Raw genomic sequence first — 19,985 nt, forward strand, 5'->3', positions numbered from 1 at the left:
CTAAATCTGTTGATTTATCGTTTGCGTCAAGTTTTGGGTGAAATTATTGTGATGTTGCAGTTTTTCATGTGATGCCGATCACCGAATTACGTAGGGGATACCTCTAGTATTAGAAGCCTGATTTCAATGTATGAAAGCAGCTTTCAAACCAAAATGGTGCGAAGCAGGCAAAGCAGGTAAGAATTCCATGACGACACTTTTAGCGATTTCTATTACAACTGGTATTCTCTCTGGCGTTTGGGGCTGGATTGCTATTTCCCTTGGCTTACTATCTTGGGCAGGCTTTCTTGGCTGTACGAGTTACTTTGCATCCCCAACCAGTGGTTTGAAAGGCCTTGCAGAAAGTTTACTCACTAATATGACAGGCGTATTTTGGGCAATGGTAATTATATATGGCTCTACTTATGTCGGTTTAGAGATTATCGGCTATGTAATTACGGCTGTAGTGGCATTTTTTATGTGTATTCAAGCTAAGCAAGCTTGGTTAGCCTATATCCCAGGTACTTTTATTGGCTCATGCGCAACATTTGCCGCTGATGGAAATTGGCAGTTGGTGGTACCGTCCCTTATTTTAGGTGGCGTATTCGGCTATCTAATGAAAGCAACCGGACTTTGGTTACATGCGAAATCAGCGACCACTACTTCGCTTGCAGAGCAAGTACAGTAGTATATTCCCCCGATCTTATTGGTATCTTTTTGGTATTAAGACTTATCCCGCTTAATACGAATAATCAAAAATATTGATGCTTGATACGAGCACACCTATTTGGTGTGCTTTTTTTATCTGGCCCCTCGTCATTGCGATAGACCTCTAGTTATTACTACAGACCATCAAGTATTACCATTCGCCATCGTAACGACCCGTTTCAGTGTCCAACGTAAGAGAACAGGGATGCAATCTATGCCTTTCTCTTCACAATGCGAGACGATTGCTAATGCTAGATCCGGTTTTGCTTGCTTTTTCAGAACACGATTAACAACTTTTTTTGCCGGTATTGGATGATCATGGGGAATCTTAACGATGTCCTTAAAGAACATCTCAAAACCATGGTTATACAAAAAGTGCTCAATGTCCCTATCCGGGAGTTCGGTTAATCGATGACGTTCTTGGTCATTACCTAAATGCGCTCTGACAGTATGTGCGTATTTTTTTCCTGCTGGGTCGCCGTCCGTCACTACATGCCAATCGATGCCAAATTCTTTAGCGACTTTAATTAATGATTTCAATCCTGATTGGGCAAACTCAACGATTTGTACCCCTTCAGCGGCGAGATCGTAACCACATTGACGCGCAAGTTCATTAAATAGCCAAACCTCGGTTTCACCCTCAACCAATAACCAACAGCGAGCAAATAGGGCACCCGCACGATGGAATCGGATGTGGAATCCAATACGGCGAAGTTGGTCAACACTGAACTTTGATGGATTTAGTGAAGTGGCAATGGTTTTTTCTGATAAACGGACGAGTCTTCGTATTGAGGATAAAGGAACGGAACCAAGCAGACGTGCACTGTTTGTTGTGAGTATCTTTTGCATTGGTAATAGCTGTAGTAATCCCCACGCGCGAGATAAATGGGTAGGATGAAGTCTGCCCTCAGGATCTTCGACGATCAGTATTGGTCGAGCGCATCTTCGTAAATCCGTCGGTCCTTTGGCCTGTAAATAGGCATTGAGCAACCCCATTAGCAATAGTCGAGTTTGCTTATTATTGGTGGCTTTCAGAAACTGCTGCAAGCCGATCTCTGATGATGGACTAGCGTAGAACATGCCGTCACGAGGTTTCCTTGGGTCGCCACGATACGTAGAACGAAAAGAGAAATAGTGGTCGACAAGCGTCTGCATTGAATCAAGACTGCTTCTGATTTCTCCTTTATTTACATGACCAGGCATCGCAAGCAGGCGTCGGCATGTGTTACTAATGCGTTTTTCAATTCGTGAATTTTTACCCTCGCCATTAACATGGTTTGGGTGAGTAAATTGGCGGGCATCTCGTAAACGAATAACGGGATGTAATGTCATCAATTCTATCGCCAATTTTTCTGTATGATGAAGACGTTTTGGTTCACCCTCACAATCAAGAAAATCATAGCTTGTTTTGATGTTTACGCCATCACGGGACGCACTGATGCGATAGTAGATGACGTGGTCGTTATTGTCGTTGATGCACCAAGTTGGTTTTAGGCGTCGATAACGTCCTGCATTTGCTTCTTGTTTGTCTTGTGCCTTAAAACACAAAATGATTTGTAAATGTTGTGTTTGGGGGTGTGATACAGAGTAATCTACATGAAAGTCTGTCATTTGAAATTGATACAGAGAGCCGTCTGCTGGCAAAACAAGAGACAGTGCATCAAGTAATGATGATTTGCCCCAAGTGTTCTCACCAATGAGTGTTGTGAGCTCATCAAAAGAGAGGGCAAGACGCTTGATTCCACGGAAACCTGAGATTTCGATACGTTCCAATCTCATCACTGTTCTCCTATGTAATGGCTTGAGTTATCGTTATTTCCATTGTTTTTTAAGCATATACGAATTTGGCATGGTTGAGTTTACTGCGGCTCACAAATTCATATCCAAACGCTCTACGTACTCACAGCATTAGCAATAAAGACCGTTTTACAGCAGCGTGCATTTCAGTCAGATCATTAGCTACCGTGATCACGTTAATATGAAATTAAGATTTCTCTGTTTCATAACATTCATGATTCTGTCATGATTCAACTCTAATAATTAAAGGGAATGAAACGAGAGAAGATGACGATGAATAAAAATCATAAGCCAGTACGCATTAAACTGGCACACATCAATGACACTCATTCCTATTTTGAGCCTACGTCATTACAGCTAAAACTAAATGTCGACAGCACACAGCCTCTAGAGCCTTATGTAAGTGCTGGCGGCTTTTCACGTATTGCAACACGTGTAGAACAACTGAGAGACGATGCGTTGCGTCAAGGTCAAGGTATGTTGTTCCTTCACGCTGGCGATTGCTTTCAAGGTACACTTTATTTTTCATTATTTAAGGGCAAAGCAAATGCCGATCTGCTTAACGCATTACACATTGATGCGATGGCGCTCGGTAATCACGAATTAGATATGGGTAACGAGCCCGTTGCTATGTTTTGCCAACGAACACATTTCCCGTTGTTAGCCGGCAACTGGGATTTATCTAATGAACTGAGTCAAAAAGCGCATCGTGTCAGTGATTGCGATAATGTATTGAGCTTTGATGTAAACACAAAAAGTGCTCAGTACTTAGTCAAAGAGTTCCATGGCGAGAAGTTTGCTATCTTTGGTTTGTCTATCGATAAGATGAGTGACATTGCAAACCCCGACGTCGACACTCCATTTGTGTCTGCTGTGGATACTGCCAAGGCGACAGTAGAACAAATTCATCGAGCAGGTATCAATAACATCATCCTTTTGAGTCACTTAGGTTATGACAATGATTTAGAATTGGCTGCGAAAGTGGATGGTATCGGTATCATTGTTGGTGGACACAGTCATAGGTTACAGGGTGACTTTACTCAAGTTGGACTCGGCAATGATGATCCATATGGAAGAAAGGTGAATGACACCTACATCGTACAAGCGGGTTTCCATGCTTTGACCATGGGGCACTGCGTTCTTGAGTTTGACGAACACGGTAAAGTAACGATGTTAAGTGGTCAAAATGAACTGTTACTTGGTCGACGAATATTCTGGGACTCATCATTGAATGAGCAGTTGGATCAAGGTGTATTTGAAACCGCATGTGATTTTATCCATGGGCAGCCTAATGTTGTGGTATGTAAAAAACACCCAGACACGCAGGCGATATTAAACGACAAATACATTCCTCGCGTCCGTAAGCTTCAATCTCAGGTTATCGCAAATGTGGCAACGAAAAAGCGTCACGTGAGAATTCCAGATGAATTTGGAGGGAGTGAACTTGCTCCGGCCGTTGCTCGTTCATTTTTGCACTGTTTAAATAAAAGGGGGCATGGGGTTCAATTTGCGATCCACAACGCGGGAGGGGTAAGAGCATCCCTAAATCCTGGAAATATTACTGTGGCAGACGTTGCCGGAAAATTGTTGCCTTTTGCCGTGCCAATTGGGTGTTACGATGTTCAAGGCGAGGTTATTAGACTTACGCTTGAGGGCGCAATAAACAATGCATTTAACAATGGCGTTGAGGGGACTGGCTCAGGCAGTTACCCATATACGCACAATTTAAATTTTGGTTATGATGCAAACGCGCCAAAAGGAAAGCGAATTACGAACTTAGAAATGTTCGATGGTCAATGCTGGCATAGCGTACAAGACAAACAATGGTACAGAGGCGCTTCATCTGCTTATACCATGAAAGGTAAAGAGGGGTATGAGGCGATTTTATCGATGAAAGGTGAGGGGTTCGTGAGTAATTTGTCGATGGCGGATTGTTTCGTTGAACTTCTTACAGATGAACCCGAGTGCCTGAATCAAGCCAACACTGTATATAGCCAAATCCACAATTAGTCTAGACCACAATTAGACCAGAATCATAATTAGTCATAGCTGGTATCTTTTTTGCTTTCATCGACATAGCGAGCCCTTAGCATACTCAGATGCTTCGGTATCGTGAATAGGGTGATGAGCGAATATAAGGGATTGGATATGTGGAAATCAGATTGGGCAGATGCGGTCGTTGTACTTGCCTGGATCGCGGTTTGGTCTACGTTAGTTTATTTTGTGCCTATCAACGGTTTTTAAAGTGATACGCTACATAGCGATATAAATGGAAGAGCACAGCCGTGCTCTTTTGTTGTATTAGGCTGGTTAATAAATGATAGCCAAACCAGTAATTTTTTTATCGCTAATTACTCAGAATAAATAAGCGAGCTAAATATTTGTCGCCATTAGTAATAACTCCAGATGACGATAAATAATTTTTGTTGGAGATCGAGGCACTCAGGCGTATGATTGCCGCGTTTGGGGAGTAGTTAGCGCAAGTTTATTTATCGTCATCTCGTTAAGCAACAGCTTATCCGGTAAATAAAGGTGTCACCTGATTCATCAAGTGATCACTTCAACGAGACCAACGCATTCATTGATCAGTGGACACATGGGTAATGTGACCACTGGTTTGTATTGTATGCGGAAGGTCGGCCATACCATGACCTTCCGCGCGGGAGGAAGCATGTCTCTTATCGAAAATACCACCCAATTAAGCCAATCCGTTCCACTACAAGAATCACTGACAATGTACGGTGTATTCGGTCTATTGACATTGGTTTTAGTTGCCCTTGATATTTATCAAACTCGTGGCGGCGTTATTACCATGAAAAAGGCGATCACTTGGAGCGTGTTTTGGTTCCTTTTAGCGTTTGTTTTTGCAGGCTCTATCTATTTCTTTTGGGATTATTACGCACCACACAGTTCATACACGCACGACAAAGCAACCGTGTCATTCTTAACCGGTTACTTACTCGAGAAGTCGTTAAGTGTTGATAACTTGTTTGTGTTTGCGATTATCTTTACTCAGTACAAGGTTCCAGAACATTTACGTCCACGCGCTCTGCTGTGGGGGGTAATTGGTGCTCTAGTACTTCGTGCAATCATGATCGCAGTTGGTGCTCAATTGTTAGCTCAATACCATTGGGTACTGTATGTGTTTGCAGCGTTCCTAATTTGGACGGGCATCAAACTTGCTCGTGACAAAGGTGAAGAGGAAGAAGTTAACCCATACCCAGAACAATTCATCCGCAAATTTTTGCCAGTGACAGATGAATATCAAGGTAACCACCTGATCTTGAAACAAGCAGGCAAATGGGTTGCAACACCTATGCTGATTGTTGTTGGTGTTATCGCGGTAATGGACGTGATGTTCGCTTTGGATTCTATCCCTGCGATTTTTGCGGTTACTCGTGAGCCATTCTTAGTCTTAGCTGCTAACGTGTTTGCACTGTTGGGTCTTCGTTCGTTGTATTTTGTACTTCAAGCAATGCTAGACAAGTTTGTTTACCTAAAACCTGCGTTGTCAGTCATCATGATGTTTATCGGTGTGAAGATGCTGCTTGTTGGTACTGAATATGCTATCCCAACGGTGTGGTCTTTGACTTTTCTGATCACAGTGATGACATTAGCTGTTATTGCGTCGATTTATAAAAACAGAGCGAACGATAAGGTTAGCGTTAAAATTACTAATTAAAACGTTTTGCTCTTGTTTAGAAATGACAAAATCAAAAAAGAAATTTAGTTAATAAACTGTTGCAAACCAACTTGGGATTACATTAGTAACCTCAAGTTATTCAATACAAAACCCGCTTAAGTGAATAGTTATTCTTCTATTGTGAGTTGATATTCTAGCTGGTTGTAAATAACATGTTTCATTAGAAAAAGTAATTCGAATGGGAAAATTTAGTCATTTTTTACACCCTAAAAATATGACTAATATACAACCAACAACATAATTTAGCGCTTACAAGAGAGGCAATCATGGAACAAGCAATGCAAATGACAAATGTAGCTTTACCAACCTCTATGGATAAGAAAACCTATACGGTTAACTTCAAAGGATTGATTGCTCACCTACTAGACATTTTGTTCGTAGATAACACGCCACGTAGTTACTACGCAGAAGATTTGTCAGCTCACATGCAAAAAGATATCGGTATGTACCGCTAAGCTTGAAGCAAAAGAATTAAAAATGCCGACGTTATGTCGGCATTTTTGTATCTGATAAGACCATTATAAATTTTTTGTGACTCGGTGTTTATACTAAGACGCGGTGTTTAGACAAATAATAACGAGCATCAACAAAAACGGGGCTCCAAAACTGGAGCCCCGCTTAGTATCGAAAGTAACTATAAATTACTTCTTACGGCAGTATTCAGCGATCACGTACATTGACTGACCACCGTTTGCCTTGCCTGAAACAAGCTTAGGATCATCACCAAGGCTGATACCGCGAATAACCGTACCTTGCTTGATTACTTGGTTTGTACCTTTAACTGGTAGGTCTTTGATTACTGTTACGTCGTCACCTTTCTTAAGTTCAGTGCCGTTGCAGTCAACAGTTTTATCGTCAGCAGACATACCTTTCATTGCCCAGTTCATTTGCTCTTCTTCCATGTACATCATGTCAAGAGCATCTTGAGCCCAGCTTTCTGTGTTTAGGCGAGTAAGTTGGCGCCATGCAGTTACTTGTACTGCAGGAACCTGACTCCACATGCTGTCGCTTAAACAGCGCCAGTGGTTAATGTCTTTAGGATCTTCGATCTCACCATGACACTTATCACAAACCATGATAGCCGTATCAACCGTTACGTGGCTGTGTGGTGGTACAGCGTAAGCAGACAATTGAGATTCAGAAGCACACAGTTCACATTTTGACTCGCAGCGTGCAAGTAGAGTAGATTCGATAGACATAAGGACTCACCTTAGTAATGTTATTTCGTGGCGGTATTATCCACTTTATCTTGATAAATAAAAGGGTGTTAGAGAATTTAAGGCCAGATTTTACAATATTCCAACCTGAAAAGGGGTAAGATGTAAAATATTGGCTAAACAAATAATATCTAGAATATAAATGGAGGGGTTGATTGTTTTGAGTGATGAATCAGTTGCGCAGCTCGATCATTTTTGAGAACTGAGAAATCATCAATGCCGTTTAACACCACCGCTAACAATACCGTTAATAATACCAATCTGAATTTACACGTTTTCTACTCTTCCTGTTGTATGAGTGAACAAACATGAACACACATCCAGATTGGTATTACTTGTTAACGTTCGATGATTTGGACGATTTCATCCTTAGATATGCTCATATCTTTGCCATCGACATCTTCATACTCATACATACCTGTATCTTCATTTAAATCTGGCTTTCCGTAAGAGGTGATGATTTTCCCCTCGTTAGTCGACATCAAATATTGGCTACTTCCACATGCGGTGAGTAGTAATACCGTCCCTAGAACAATCAATAGTCTCATAAGTATTTCCTTTTAAAAAAATGAGTTACGTGAGAGTAACGATTTAAATATAGCAGACGATGAGAATAGGAGGAGGAACATGCGCAAAGACAAAAAGCCCATACGGCAATGATATTACTATCGCGGTATGGGCTTTGAATTGACACTGATTATTCGCTTTTGTTTACTCAGCGATCTCCATTAAATTGGTATTCACAGGGGCATTTAGTGCGTTCGTCGTTAGGAACTCAATGTTACGTGCCTGCATATCGGCGTGATATGGCAAATCTGAGCTCGCTTCAAGCTGTGGCGCGACAAAAGTTGAGTGAGTAGCCACGGTATTAACCACCATGCCACTTTCGTCAATGGTATTGCCTTGGTATTTGAAGAGATTACCACCTGTAGCTGGTGCAGAGGTTGAGCCATTAATTGACGCCAGGCCAAGTTTCGCCGCTAGTGGTTCGGTTCCAGCAAATGTATTGGGTGCACTATTTGGAACGGTTTGGTCATTTTGAACCTGAGACATAAATACTGGTAATTCGGCACTAACGTCGGCTGCATTCGTAAATGGGTCAATCGTATCTAACACCGTTTGAGTCGCATAACCGAATTGAGATACAGCACCATCAACACTTGCTTGCTGAGACTCGGACATACCGGCATATATTGCTGCAAAACAAGCGCCGACCATTGAAATATCGGCTGAGCATTGTCCTTGAGCGACCAAAGATTCAAATGTTTGCTGATATTCACTTGATCCAGAGTAGGCGATACTGTGCTTAATCATGTTCCCGTAAGACGGCGAATTCAACAATAGATGAGCAATCTGTCCACCGGAGTTGTGAATCGACATCCCACTAATACCGTAAAGGCCAGTCAATGCTGCCTGTTCTTGTTCGGTTAGTCCAGGGATTGGCTTGTTAGCGGCGGCAACCGCTGTGGTTGCTACGATACCACCAAGCGAATGACCGAGGGCTTTCACTTGTGCCATACTTGCTAATGGCTTTTCATTAAATAGTCCGGCGCCTAAAGACACTGATAACCCAGCTCTTAACCCCATCATATCAAGTTCACTCTGACGGACGTTGTCTCGTGCAACTGGCAAATATTCAAGATTTAGGTAGGCCAAAATGTTGGCGTTAGCTGAACGTTGTTCATCAAGGCTTCGTTCACCGTGCAAAGGTAAATCAATGGCGATAACGGCAACCCCAGCTTGTGCAAGGTTATAAGCAAACGCGTAAGCATTTTCTTTTGCAGACGTAATACCGTGTTGATAAATCACGGCATTGGTTGGTTTGATGTCCTTAGGCGTGAACACCAAGATGTTAACCGACTCTAGCGATTTAACTTGTGGTACAGGCGCATAACGAGTGATGACACGCTCGGTATCAAGTTGCGAACCATTGGAAAGGGACAACGTTGTACCAACAAGTTTCATTTGCTCTCGAATATCGGTAGCCAATTTCGATGGATCAATACCAAACCCGACAAGTTGAGCGATAATTCCCTCAGCTTCTGCTGGGTCGTTGAGAGCCGCGACAACTTTTGCAAGACTAGGCATTGCTGATTGCATCGGTGTCTGGTTCCAGTTTTCACCTGTCTCTAAGTAATGCGGGAGATCAATCTTGCCTTTCGTCACCTCGACATGCGGTGCTCCTTGGGCAATGCGTTGACTGTATCCACCAATGATGGCATTTTTCACGTTTTGGTCATCACTAATGTATTTGGAAAACGCGTCATTCTCGTTTAAGGAAAGGACAAAATCTTGAGGTTCACCAAGCATTGCAAGATAAGCCGTGGTCAAATCAAGAGTAGAATCTTCTGGAATCTTGTAATAATCGTTCAGAGTTTTATCAGGATCCGCCATTGATAAGCCCGTGATGCCTTTCACGGCTGTCAATGTATCTCCGACGGATTGGGTGCTAAACCAAGATGAATACACGATGTTGGTTGGGTCAACACCAGTAAGTGGCGCTGCAGCCGTAAATAATTGCTCTATGGCGTGGGTTGCACCTTGAACTGAAGCTAAATCGCCCACAGTGTAAATAGTGTCAGACTGCTTAACCGTTGCATAGCTGCTTGACGTGCCAATTTTCTCATCATTTTTGTCTAGAATTTCGCCCGAAACAGCAAAAATATATTCACTGGACTCATCAAGCGCATCAGCAAATTGAATGTACAAGCTGTTGCCACTTGAGACGACTTGGAAATCGGCGTCGGGTGTCATCCCATCTTGCATCGTTAACACTTTTTCAATCGGTTCAGTTGTTCCGTCGATACTTGTCAAAGGTTGAGTCAGTTTAATGACACTAACGCCAGAAGTGACCAAACCATCTTTGAAGCCATTGCCTTTAAAATTAAGCACGATTGGCATAGAGGTGGACCAACCGTCCATGGTATTCATCGCAGCCAGAGGGTTCATTAATGACTCATCTCCACCTGTCGGCAAACCTAATGTGCCATCGGATGAATCCATTAAAAGAAACGAGGGCAGTGGTACGTTAGCATTCGTACCTTGTAGCGTGAAATCGATATTTGTATTTCGCTCTAGTAATGTTTGGATACTCTCTTCAAATTGTGGCGAATCAGAAGTCCCAGAGCTCGATGTATTATCTCCACAACCAGCAAGTAGGATTGCAGAACAAAGCAGCGATAGTTTGAACGTATGTTTCATTGGTTTACTCCGTTAATCCCATTACTTGAATGTGTAGTTCATTTGTACAGCACTGATGTATGCTGAACCCTCTGAGTCAAAAGTAATCTCTTGATCTAGAGCGTTAGTCTCGGTAAATGAGCCTGATTTACTTTTAACGAATGCAAAGCCTGCGTCAAAGGTTAGGTTTTCACGCATGGCATAAGTCACACCTGCGCTGTACCAGAAACGATCGCTGTCTGGAATACTTAGGGTTGCTTTACCGGCTTGTTCATCGAACGCGATACCAGCACGAAGCGTCCATTCGCTGTTCAATGTATAGGTGCCACCAAATGAGTAACGGTTGTTATCTTCGTACTTCTCCGGTTTGTAGAAGCAAACGCCACCCGCACAATCTGGGCTTGTCGCTTTTAGCTCTTTGAATGTGCTCCAATCGGTCTGTTGCCAACCGTAGTGAATTGCCCATTGGTCATTCAGTTGATGGAATGCTGAAAGTTCGATAATCGACGGAAGAGAAATTTGTAGTCGACCATCAACTTTTGGTGCAGAGGCGATCCCAGAGTCATAGCTACTGAACTCACCATTATCGAAATCAAGGTCTACTTTTGAACGATAACCAAAGCCAAATCGGTTGTTCTCATTAAGTTCGAATAGGCCACCAATATTCCAACCCCAAGCGAATGTATCGCCCTCCATACCAATAAGTTTGTCTGACTTATTTCCGCCTAGGACACCCGCAAGCACACCTTTGTGTCGCGTCAGCTCAGCTTGAGCGTAGACCAAGTTAATACCACCACCGACACTGAATTGTTCATTGATTCGGTACGCAATGTTAGGGTTGATGTTTACAGAGAGTAGAGAGGTGTCACCGGCCATGTCACCTGCAGAGATATCATCTGGGTAGTCTGTCGCAACACCATACGTCGTAAACATGCCAATACCCCATGCCCATTGGTCATTAATTGGGCTGATGTAATAGCCTGCTGGAACAACCTGAAGAGGGGCAACATCATCGGCGTGCTCTTTATGGAGCGTGTCATAGACGTTGACTTCCGGGTCAATAATAGACAGTGCGCCTGAGAATTGAGCTTCTTTGAAAAGTGTCATAGCGGCAGGGTTGCGAGCCAATACGCTGGCATTGTCGGCAACCGCACCTTCACCTGAGAATGCTCTACCAAGACCAGATGCTGAGTGCTCAGCAACCTGAAAGCCCGCAGATTGGGCATTACACGCAAACAATATCGAAATCGTAAGCAGAGAGCAGTGCTTCTTGTTCATCCTTGACCCTCCTAGGGTGTCATTATGCTAGACCGAAGTCTTTGTAATTGTTATGTAGCGTTTACATCCGTTGTTATGAGATAGACCTATAACTCTAATGTAACAATTATGTTAATTGCATGTTGGTCATCTTGTCAAAGTTTGAGACCAAATTACGTTTTAAATTTGATGCATAGGTCAAACACGGTGCGGTAATGCCTTGTATTAGCGTTGTATTTTTAACAAGAATGGTAAGACCAGAAATATTTTGCTTATTTCACGTTAAATATGAATCTAATCCCATTGGATAGACACTTTCCGTTAATCCCAATAGCAGGCATAATCGCGGTTTCATGTTTTGTCAGTAGAGTTTGCGTTGGAATTACTACACATTGAATTTTTAGGGAAACCACTTAGAGTTGAAGGTTCTATGGCCGGATGGCAACAACTATTTTGGGACAATACATTGGTATCGCAAATTGATGCCAGCGATGATGATTCAGGAAGATCTAGCCATCATTTTAAATTAACATCTGGTGAAGATGTTCTGCATTGTCAGGTTAAATGTGAGCTTAATTGGCAACCATTCCATTTTACCTATCAAGCGTTGGTGAATGATGATCTAGTGGCCGAAGGCGTCAGAACCGAAAAAGACATTGAACGACAAGTACCTGTTGAAGCACCACCAGCAGAGAAGCGTTTTAGTATTATTGGCTTGGTTTCGCTAGGAATGAAAGCCCTAAAAAGTGCCAAAGTGATTAAGGTCGCGTTGGCTTCTGCTAGTTTAGCCGCGTATTCGTGGTTATTTTCTATTGAATTTGCACTAGCGCTGGTAGCTTGTTTGGTTTTTCACGAATACGGTCATATTCGAGCCATGAAATACTTTGGAATGAAAACCAAAGGTATTTATCTCATTCCTTTTCTTGGTGGTTTAGCGCTTAGTGATGAGAAAATTAACACTCGTTGGCAAGATGTGGTGATTTCAATCATGGGGCCATTCTTTGGTCTGGTGTTGAGTATCGTATTAACAATAGTTTACTGGATGACTGGTGAGGTAGTGTTCGCTGGTCTGGCTGTGTTTAATGCCTTGTTAAACCTTTTCAATCTTCTACCGATCTTGCCTTTGGATGGTGGACATGTATTGAAGAGTATCACTTTTTCAATGAACAGTTGGATTGGTCTAGTCGGGAGTATTCTAGCGGCGTTTCTGGGAATTTATATCAGTTATACCTTTGGCTTAACCTTGTTGGGATTCTTGCTGATGATGGGTATGTTGGAAGTGGTCATGGAATGGCGAACAAGGCATCATAGTCACTTATTGCCATTAACACGTTATGGTCAAGCATTCTCTTTGGTTTGGTATCTTGTCTCAGTCGGTGGCTTTATCGCCATTATTTGGTATTTTGCTGGCCTTGGGGACAGTCTACTTGGTTTACCGTTACAAATTCTCGGCACGTGATAGGCTGTAGCCAATCGGATGAAATCTTATTCATATTCATTCAATTTAGCTTGATTTCAGAAGTAACAGGCAAAGAAAAAGCTCCGATTTTGGAGCTTTATCTCTTTTGATGGTTTGGGTGTGTCGCGGGGATTATCACACTTTCTGCATCTATATTTTTTATCCACACTTTGGTGCTTTCACATTGTAAGCTGGGAGTGTATTGATCGTAGCTTGAAGGTCTTTAATTCGAGTACTATGCGATGGGTGAGTGGAGAAAAACTCCGGTGGTTGAGAACCGCCAGATGCTTTGCCCATGTTTTTCCAAAGGTCGACGCTTTGATTTGGGTTAAAGCCCGCTTTCGCCATGTACTCAAGACCAACAATATCCGCCTCTGATTCTTGAGTACGACCATAAGGTAAGATCACGCCATACTGAACGCCAAGGCCAAGCGCAGACATGGTGACTTGCTGATATTCTTTATATTCCGAAGCCCCAAGCGCGACGTTTGCGAGCGACAACCCAGCATTGGCTAATTGGCTTTGAGATAGCCTCTCATTACTGTGATCGGCCAGGACGTGGGCCACTTCATGACCGATAACCGTCGCGAGTTGATCTTGGTTTTTAGCCACTTTCAATAAACCAGTATATACGCCGATTTTACCGCCCGGTAAGGCAAACGCGTTGACTTGGTCGCTATCAAATACGACAACTTCCCACTTTGTAAAACCAGGTTGAGGTGGAATCGTGTCGGTAATATGTTTCGCTACACATTGGACATAGGCATTGGTTTTTTTATTTTTACTGATGGGAATTTCTTTCTTCATCTGCTCGAATGATTTTGCTCCAAGCGATGACATCTCAGAATCAGAAAACATCAGAATTTGATTTCGACCGGTAGGAGAAGAGCTACAAGCAGTTAAACCTGCGATTGTGAAAAGCATCGAGGCTTTAATCCATGTCCTCATTATAAACTCCATCTGTTTTTTGTTATGTGCCAATAGTATAGCGCCATCAATGAAGAAGTTAAGGGCTTTTCATAGTTGTGATAAATGTATTCTTGCTGCTTGAAGTTAACATGGATAAGAGACTATCCTAGGCGACACTTTTCGCCGTTTCACGGCCAGAATTCATTGAAAAAGAGCCCCCAAATGAGCATCTGGAAAAAGCCAATCAATTTAGACATTCTTAATGAGACCTCCAAAAATACCATGATGGAGCACTTACAAATTGTCTATACCGACTTTACTGATAATTCTCTTAGCGCCTCTATGCCTGTGTGCAATTTTACTCATCAACCATTGGGGATGCTTCATGGTGGTGCATCCGTCGTACTTGCTGAGACGTTAGGTTCGCTAGCGGCAAACTTTTGTGTAGGCGAGGGAAGCTATTGTGTCGGGCTTGATATTAACGCGAATCATGTGCGAGCAGTGCGCAGTGGCCATGTAATTGGAACCGCAGAACCTGTCCACCTAGGTGTATCAACTCAGGTGTGGCAAATCAATATTACCGATGAACGCGAGCGTTTGGTTTGTACGAGTCGTTTAACTATTGCGGTAAAACATCACAAAGAAAAGTCGGCCCGCGACTAACAAATTGACAGGGAAGAAATTGAATAGGGAAGAGCGTTCATAGAAAAGAAAGTGAATAGGAAAAAGATTTGATGGTTATTGAATTTTCATTAGGCAAGATCATTGCAACTCAAAGAGAAGTGGTTATCAAACTAACGGGGGCTAGCATGGTCACTTTACAAGCACAGACGGACGCGATTCAGTTACTAGGTCGAGGAGCAAATGTCGTATTGGCCCATGGCGCTGAGACAAAGTGGTCGATAAAACTTGATAATGATGAGCAAATTCGTCAATTGGCACAAGAAATTGGTATCGACGTCCAATAAATGGTACGTCGGTATTTGCACTTTTTGCAAAAAATGAGGAAACTAAGTTTATCGTTATGAAAACTAAAATTTCCTCTTTATGAGCAGCCCTCGTTTACGTGTTCAATTTGAAACACTGTTTGAAAAATTCTCTGGTAATGACTCAGAAGTTCAACTTGAAGACATTACCGATGCACTCTTTTGTACTCGCCGTAACGCTCGGATTGTTTTAAATAAACTTGAAGAGGAGGGATGGATTGAATGGCATCCTGCTGCAGGACGAGGCAAATTATCAACGCTTGTTTTTAAACGTAACCGCAACGATGTTAGTGAAAATCTTGCTCGTCGCTATCTTGATGAAGGTAAAATTGGGCAAGCATTAGACGCGCTTGATAACGACGCCGCAAAACTTACTCAGGTTATTCAAGGGTATTTAGGCTTACAACACCGTCAAGGTGAGCAAGTTGTTCGATTGCCTTACTATCGTCCATTGGCGATGTTGAACCCTCAAAAGCCAATGCGCCGATCGGAACAACATATTGCTCGTCAGGTTTTTAGCGGTTTGACTAAGCTTGATGAAAACGAACAACTTCAACCGGATCTCGCTCACTATTGGGAAGCGCTGTCTGACAATCATTGGCGATTCTATTTACGCCGTGGGGTTCGTTTCCATAACGGGGAGCTTCTGACGACGAATTGCGTTATTGAAAGCATCGTCGCTTTAAGTGGCTTGAACCTGTTCTCTCATATCGAAAAAGTCGTTTCTTTAGAGCCATGGACTGTCGATATCCACCTCGTGCGTCCAGATAAATATTTACCACTCGCACTTAGTGAATCTCAAGCGAAAGTTCTTTTGCCTAAAGCACTTCGTTCTGAGGAGTTTGATAGAAGACCAATCGGTACAGGGCCTTTCCAAGTTAAAGTTAATGATGAGAAACGCCTAATTCTGACCGCGTTTGATGGTTATTTTGGTTATCGATCTTTACTTGATCAAGTAGAAGTGTGGGTTATCGATGAAGCCTACTCTTCAATGGTTTATCCCAGCTTATCTAAGCCTCAAATGGACAAGCAAGCCTCTACAGATGAAGTCGAACTTGATCCGGGCTGTACCTTTTTGCTGCTCAACAAAAACAACGGGATCGCCAAAGATCCTCGTTGGGCGGAGTTTTTAAGTCAAACATTGAACAGCTATCAAGTTTATTCTCATGTCCCACAAGATACTGTCATTGAGTTAGGTGTACTCCAAGCTTTTGGTTTGAAACCAGGATGGATTGATCTCAGACCATCAATGACAAGCGAGGCACCCCAATCGGATAAAAGCATCAGGGTTGCTTACCAAAAGAAACATCCAATGTTTCCGGTAATAGCCAAAGCAATCAAAACACTACTTAAACCTCATGGAATTGACGTTGTGTTTATTCGTTATGACACGCAACCACCAGAGCCAGAAGAGGTGGACGTTTGGATCAAAGCGATGGGCATAGCGACTAACCGTAATGACGCATTGGCTGGTTGGCTACTTGACTACAGTGACATTGATAAGTTTAGTGCGGGCTACGATTTTTCAGGTTGGTCAACGCTGGTGGACCAATGGAGAGCAGGACAACATAACGATTTTCCGGCTCGAGAATTGGGTAAGCAGTTAGTAAAAAGCTGCCAAGTGATCCCTATGTTCCATTGTTGGCTTGGTGTGAACAAAGACCATAGTGGCGCCCTTCAAAACGCGAAGTGTAATGCACTTGGTTGGTTTGACTTTAGTAACGTATGGGTAAAACCAGAAATAGAGAAAAATGGCAAAACCGAATAAAAAACAGCCGACAAAAACGGTCGAAATATACTGCGCTAAGTGCAAAGCTCAGTTATTCAAGTATCGAAAAGGAGGCAAGGGGACGTTGGTAAAGTGCTTCAAAGAACGTATTGTAGAAGATTTTACCCAGTTACCTTGTCTTTGCCCTAATTGTGGACAAGAGTTTGCTAGAGACACACTAGTTCGTGGAACGCCGGCCTATAAAATGATTGGCGGCAAAGTGACGATGAAATAAGAGGTCATGATGAGTGAACAACATGAATACTGCATTGTACTGAGCACGGCAGGTACACAACAGAACCGTGATGAGATTGTAAAAGGTCTGCTCGAGTCAAAGTTGGCCGCTTGTATCCAAACCATGCCAATAGAGAGCCACTATGTGTGGAAAGGGGAAATTTGCAGTGATAACGAATGGTTAATGGTGATAAAGACTCGGCGTGATCTATACGCATTAGTGGAAGATAAAATCAAAAACCTGCACGAATACGAAGTAGCTCAAATCGTACAGGTTCCAATTGTAGAGGGATTTAACCCTTATTTAGAATGGCTTCGCCAATCGACGTTGAGTTGTCAATAGAATCAACGACACAATAGCTCCCATGGTGTCGCATAGCATGTCTTTCTGGGCGTCCCAAATATCACCTTGTGAGCCTAGAAAGGCAATTCCCTCATCGCCACCCGCGAGTGCAGCATACCACCACTCGATGATCTCATAACCGGCGGCCAAAGACATAATCGCAAACAAAGCGAACCACGAGGCGAAGCTCGCACTGACTTTCTTTTTGTTGATTAAGAATTCAGCAATCGGATAGGCATATAATCCGATGGAGAAATGAGCAACTCGGTCAAAATTGTTACGTTCAGAACCAATCAAATTGTTAAACCAATCAAATGGCACATCTGCAAACGTGTATTTCGCTCCGATGGTGTGCAAGCAGAGCCAAATAAACATCAAAACGTATGCGGTATTGCTAAACTGATAACGTAAGGATATCGCCCAAATAACGATAAGAATACCAATGGCTGGGACTATTTCTGCAAACCATACTGCACGTGAGCTTGGATCGAGTGCTGAAAATAGAAATATGACAGCGTAGAAAATGGTTAAACCCAATAAAGTAGAAACACTTCTCATAGAGTTTTTGATCCTTCAATTAAATCCTGACGATATATTACACTTAATTGAACGCTGTGCAATTGTTTGTTTCGCAAAAGTGATGATTACTATTTATGTTGATATGTCGTCGAATAGCTCAACAATAAAACGTTTGAACACAAACATTTCATTAAAGTTTGATTTACAACTTGGCTATCCATAGAATTTTTGACTCAGTAGAATAAATAAGAAGTAAAGTCATGAAACTGGAAACTGTCGATTATCTTGCTGACGATGCTGCTCAACAGTTCGTCACCTCATTGCGCGAAACCGGATTTGGTGTGTTAAAGAACCATCCAATCCCTCAAGAGCTTGTCGAATCCATTTACAAAAACTGGTATGCATTTTTCTGCTCCGAGCAAAAGCATGATTTCCAATTTAATGTTGAAACTCAAGACGGTTACTTTCCACCATCAGTTTCCGAGGTCGCAAAGGGGCATACGGTTAAAGACATCAAAGAGTATTTTCATGTATACCCATGGGGGCAGATCCCTAATCATTTAGAAGCGGAGATCTTCGAATATTACGAGCGTGCAAATACTTTTGCTCAAGAACTCTTAGGCTGGGTTGAGGCGTATGCGCCCAAAGAGGTTCAAGAAAAATTCTCAGTGGCGTTATCGGAAATGATCAATAACAGCGATAAAACGCTACTTCGTGTTCTTCATTACCCACCAATGACCGGAGAAGAAGAGCCAGGCGCGATTCGAGCTGCGGCTCATGAAGACATCAATTTGCTGACGGTTCTTCCAGCAGCTAATGAGCCCGGCTTACAAGTTAAGAGTAAAGAGGGGGATTGGTTAGACGTACCGTGTGATTTTGGTAATTTAATCATTAATATTGGTGATATGTTGCAAGAAGCCTCTGGGGGTTACTTCCCATCTACGACACATCGAGTTATCAACCCAACCGGTGGTCGTCAGGAAAATTCACGCATTTCTCTCCCTCTCTTCCTACATCCAAAACCCGATACCGTACTTTCTGAACGTTATACCGCACACAGTTATCTGATGGAACGTTTGAGAGAGCTAGGCGTTATTTGACGGAACGAGTTTAAACAGGAAAAGCTGATGGTTTATGACTGTCAGTCTTTTAGGTGTATCGTATAAATTTAGTTTATTGTACAAATTGGCAGCCTAGAGAGAATACACCGTGAAAACAAAGAGGATGCATGGACGAACAACATGACATTTGCCAACGCGGTAATCATGATATGGAAAACCCATTGTTATGGCCGATTCTCGACATTCTCAAAAAGAAACCCTCAGGTTGGAAGGTGCATACTCTGGCCCATGAATTGAGTGAGCATGGTTACATTACTCCATTAGATCCATCTCCGGATAAAGATCTCTTCAAGCGTAACTTCTTGTTGATGAATGCGCTCTATCAACTACAAGAAACTCTATATCCAGACGGTTGGTTACAAGTTAAAGCAATGGACATCGTGTTAATGTCTTCATTGGAAGCTACTTGCGATACTATCGATACGATAAACCCTTTACGAGAATACTACCTCGATTGGCGTAATTATGAAGCCAATGAATCAGAAGTACGCCGATTGCTTAATGATTTTTGGAATCGCTATCAGAACTTCATTGGTGGCTCATCCAGTTCTCGTCTTGATAGAGCCAAAGCGTTGAGTTTGTTTGAGTTAGGGCGTGATGCCACAAGAGTGGAGGTTCGTAAGCAATGGCGAAAATTAGCGCTACGTTGGCATCCAGATAGAGAAAACGGCAATGCAGAACGCTTTCGTGTGCTGTGTGATGCGTGGAACGTATTAAGAAACGGGTAGCTAAGTAGAAAACAATTCAAGTAGAAAGCGATTGAAAATAAAAAGGCAGCGCTGAAACGCTGCCTTACTTTATTGTC

General features: G+C 42.6%; 19 protein-coding genes. 12 read left to right on the forward strand and 7 right to left on the reverse strand.

Translation table 11 applies throughout. The features are described 5' to 3' along the window. Nucleotides 1-187: 187 nt before the first annotated feature. Nucleotides 188-667 carry a DUF1097 domain-containing protein gene (locus VA249_RS17365; RefSeq protein ID WP_221072222.1) on the forward strand — a complete coding sequence of 160 codons (480 nt, stop codon included), beginning with the start codon at nt 188-190 and terminating at the stop codon, nt 665-667. 164 nt (nt 668-831) lie between these two features. Here VA249_RS17365 and VA249_RS17370 read toward each other — a convergent pair whose 3' ends face one another. Beyond that, nucleotides 832-2,466 carry an ATP-dependent endonuclease gene (locus tag VA249_RS17370; protein ID WP_221071989.1) on the reverse strand — a complete coding sequence of 545 codons (1,635 nt, stop codon included), beginning with the start codon at nt 2,464-2,466 and terminating at the stop codon, nt 832-834. Nucleotides 2,467-2,751: 285 nt separating this feature from the next. Between VA249_RS17370 and VA249_RS17375 the strand changes: the two genes are divergently transcribed. The 3 genes from VA249_RS17375 (at nt 2,752) to VA249_RS17385 (ending at nt 6,642) form a co-directional block, all read left to right on the forward strand. Then, nucleotides 2,752-4,494 (forward strand): bifunctional metallophosphatase/5'-nucleotidase, encoded by a 1,743-nt coding sequence (locus VA249_RS17375; RefSeq protein WP_221071991.1) that lies wholly within the window; start codon nt 2,752-2,754, stop codon nt 4,492-4,494. A gap of 661 nt (nt 4,495-5,155) precedes the next feature. Beyond that, on the forward strand, nt 5,156-6,166 hold the full coding sequence (locus VA249_RS17380) for a TerC/Alx family metal homeostasis membrane protein (protein ID WP_221072003.1): 1,011 nt from the start codon (nt 5,156-5,158) through the stop codon (nt 6,164-6,166). Nucleotides 6,167-6,453: 287 nt separating this feature from the next. Continuing rightward, a complete protein-coding gene (locus VA249_RS17385; RefSeq protein ID WP_221072004.1) occupies nt 6,454-6,642 on the forward strand; it encodes a hypothetical protein in 189 nt (62 codons plus the stop codon). A 186-nt stretch (nt 6,643-6,828) separates the two neighbouring features. Here the strand turns inward: VA249_RS17385 and VA249_RS17390 are convergent, their stop codons facing one another. The 4 genes from VA249_RS17390 to VA249_RS17405 form a co-directional block, all read right to left on the reverse strand. Then, the gene (locus tag VA249_RS17390; protein WP_128812883.1) at nt 6,829-7,386 is read right to left on the reverse strand and encodes a PhnA domain-containing protein; all 558 of its coding nucleotides are present in this window, start codon (nt 7,384-7,386) and stop codon (nt 6,829-6,831) included. A gap of 356 nt (nt 7,387-7,742) precedes the next feature. Continuing rightward, entirely contained in the window at nt 7,743-7,952 is a 210-nt protein-coding gene (locus VA249_RS17395) for a YgdI/YgdR family lipoprotein (protein WP_211917325.1), read from the reverse strand. A 163-nt stretch (nt 7,953-8,115) separates the two neighbouring features. Beyond that, nucleotides 8,116-10,605, reverse strand: a complete 2,490-nt coding sequence (locus tag VA249_RS17400; protein ID WP_221072006.1) for a VolA/Pla-1 family phospholipase — start codon at nt 10,603-10,605, stop codon at nt 8,116-8,118. A 21-nt stretch (nt 10,606-10,626) separates the two neighbouring features. Next, nucleotides 10,627-11,862 (reverse strand): outer membrane protein transport protein, encoded by a 1,236-nt coding sequence (locus VA249_RS17405; RefSeq protein WP_221072008.1) that lies wholly within the window; start codon nt 11,860-11,862, stop codon nt 10,627-10,629. A 409-nt stretch (nt 11,863-12,271) separates the two neighbouring features. Here VA249_RS17405 and VA249_RS17410 point away from each other — a divergent pair, with 409 nt between their 5' ends. Then, nucleotides 12,272-13,300 (forward strand): site-2 protease family protein, encoded by a 1,029-nt coding sequence (locus VA249_RS17410; RefSeq protein ID WP_221072009.1) that lies wholly within the window; start codon nt 12,272-12,274, stop codon nt 13,298-13,300. Nucleotides 13,301-13,459: 159 nt separating this feature from the next. Here VA249_RS17410 and VA249_RS17415 read toward each other — a convergent pair whose 3' ends face one another. Continuing rightward, complete coding sequence (locus tag VA249_RS17415) at nt 13,460-14,248, reverse strand: M48 family metallopeptidase (protein WP_225927151.1); 789 nt, start codon at nt 14,246-14,248, stop codon at nt 13,460-13,462. A 183-nt stretch (nt 14,249-14,431) separates the two neighbouring features. On the opposite strand from VA249_RS17415, the gene VA249_RS17420 reads away from it, so the two are divergent. From VA249_RS17420 to cutA, 5 genes are all read left to right on the forward strand, one after another. Beyond that, a complete protein-coding gene (locus VA249_RS17420; RefSeq protein WP_221072014.1) occupies nt 14,432-14,872 on the forward strand; it encodes a hotdog fold thioesterase in 441 nt (146 codons plus the stop codon). Nucleotides 14,873-14,943: 71 nt separating this feature from the next. Then, complete coding sequence (locus VA249_RS17425) at nt 14,944-15,177, forward strand: DUF3389 domain-containing protein (protein WP_221072016.1); 234 nt, start codon at nt 14,944-14,946, stop codon at nt 15,175-15,177. Nucleotides 15,178-15,256: 79 nt separating this feature from the next. Continuing rightward, nucleotides 15,257-16,963: an SgrR family transcriptional regulator gene (locus tag VA249_RS17430; protein ID WP_221072018.1), complete on the forward strand. Its 1,707-nt coding sequence runs from the start codon at nt 15,257-15,259 to the stop codon at nt 16,961-16,963. Next, on the forward strand, nt 16,947-17,198 hold the full coding sequence (locus tag VA249_RS17435) for a hypothetical protein (protein WP_221072020.1): 252 nt from the start codon (nt 16,947-16,949) through the stop codon (nt 17,196-17,198). The genes VA249_RS17430 and VA249_RS17435 overlap by 17 nt, the downstream gene beginning before the upstream one ends. 9 nt (nt 17,199-17,207) lie before the next feature. Next, the gene (cutA, locus tag VA249_RS17440) at nt 17,208-17,540 is read left to right on the forward strand and encodes a divalent-cation tolerance protein CutA (protein ID WP_221072224.1); all 333 of its coding nucleotides are present in this window, start codon (nt 17,208-17,210) and stop codon (nt 17,538-17,540) included. Here cutA and VA249_RS17445 read toward each other — a convergent pair. After that, entirely contained in the window at nt 17,502-18,098 is a 597-nt protein-coding gene (locus tag VA249_RS17445; RefSeq protein ID WP_221072022.1) for a DUF2238 domain-containing protein, read from the reverse strand. The two genes, cutA and VA249_RS17445, sit on opposite strands and share 39 nt — an antisense overlap. 221 nt (nt 18,099-18,319) lie before the next feature. On the opposite strand from VA249_RS17445, the gene VA249_RS17450 reads away from it, so the two are divergent. Beyond that, entirely contained in the window at nt 18,320-19,159 is an 840-nt protein-coding gene (locus tag VA249_RS17450; RefSeq protein ID WP_221072023.1) for an isopenicillin N synthase family dioxygenase, read from the forward strand. 128 nt (nt 19,160-19,287) lie between these two features. Beyond that, nucleotides 19,288-19,908: a DNA-J related domain-containing protein gene (locus VA249_RS17455; RefSeq protein WP_221072024.1), complete on the forward strand. Its 621-nt coding sequence runs from the start codon at nt 19,288-19,290 to the stop codon at nt 19,906-19,908. Nucleotides 19,909-19,985: the final 77 nt, after the last annotated feature.

The organism is Vibrio alfacsensis (genome assembly GCF_019670485.1).
In the GTDB taxonomy this organism is placed as follows: domain Bacteria; phylum Pseudomonadota; class Gammaproteobacteria; order Enterobacterales; family Vibrionaceae; genus Vibrio; species Vibrio alfacsensis.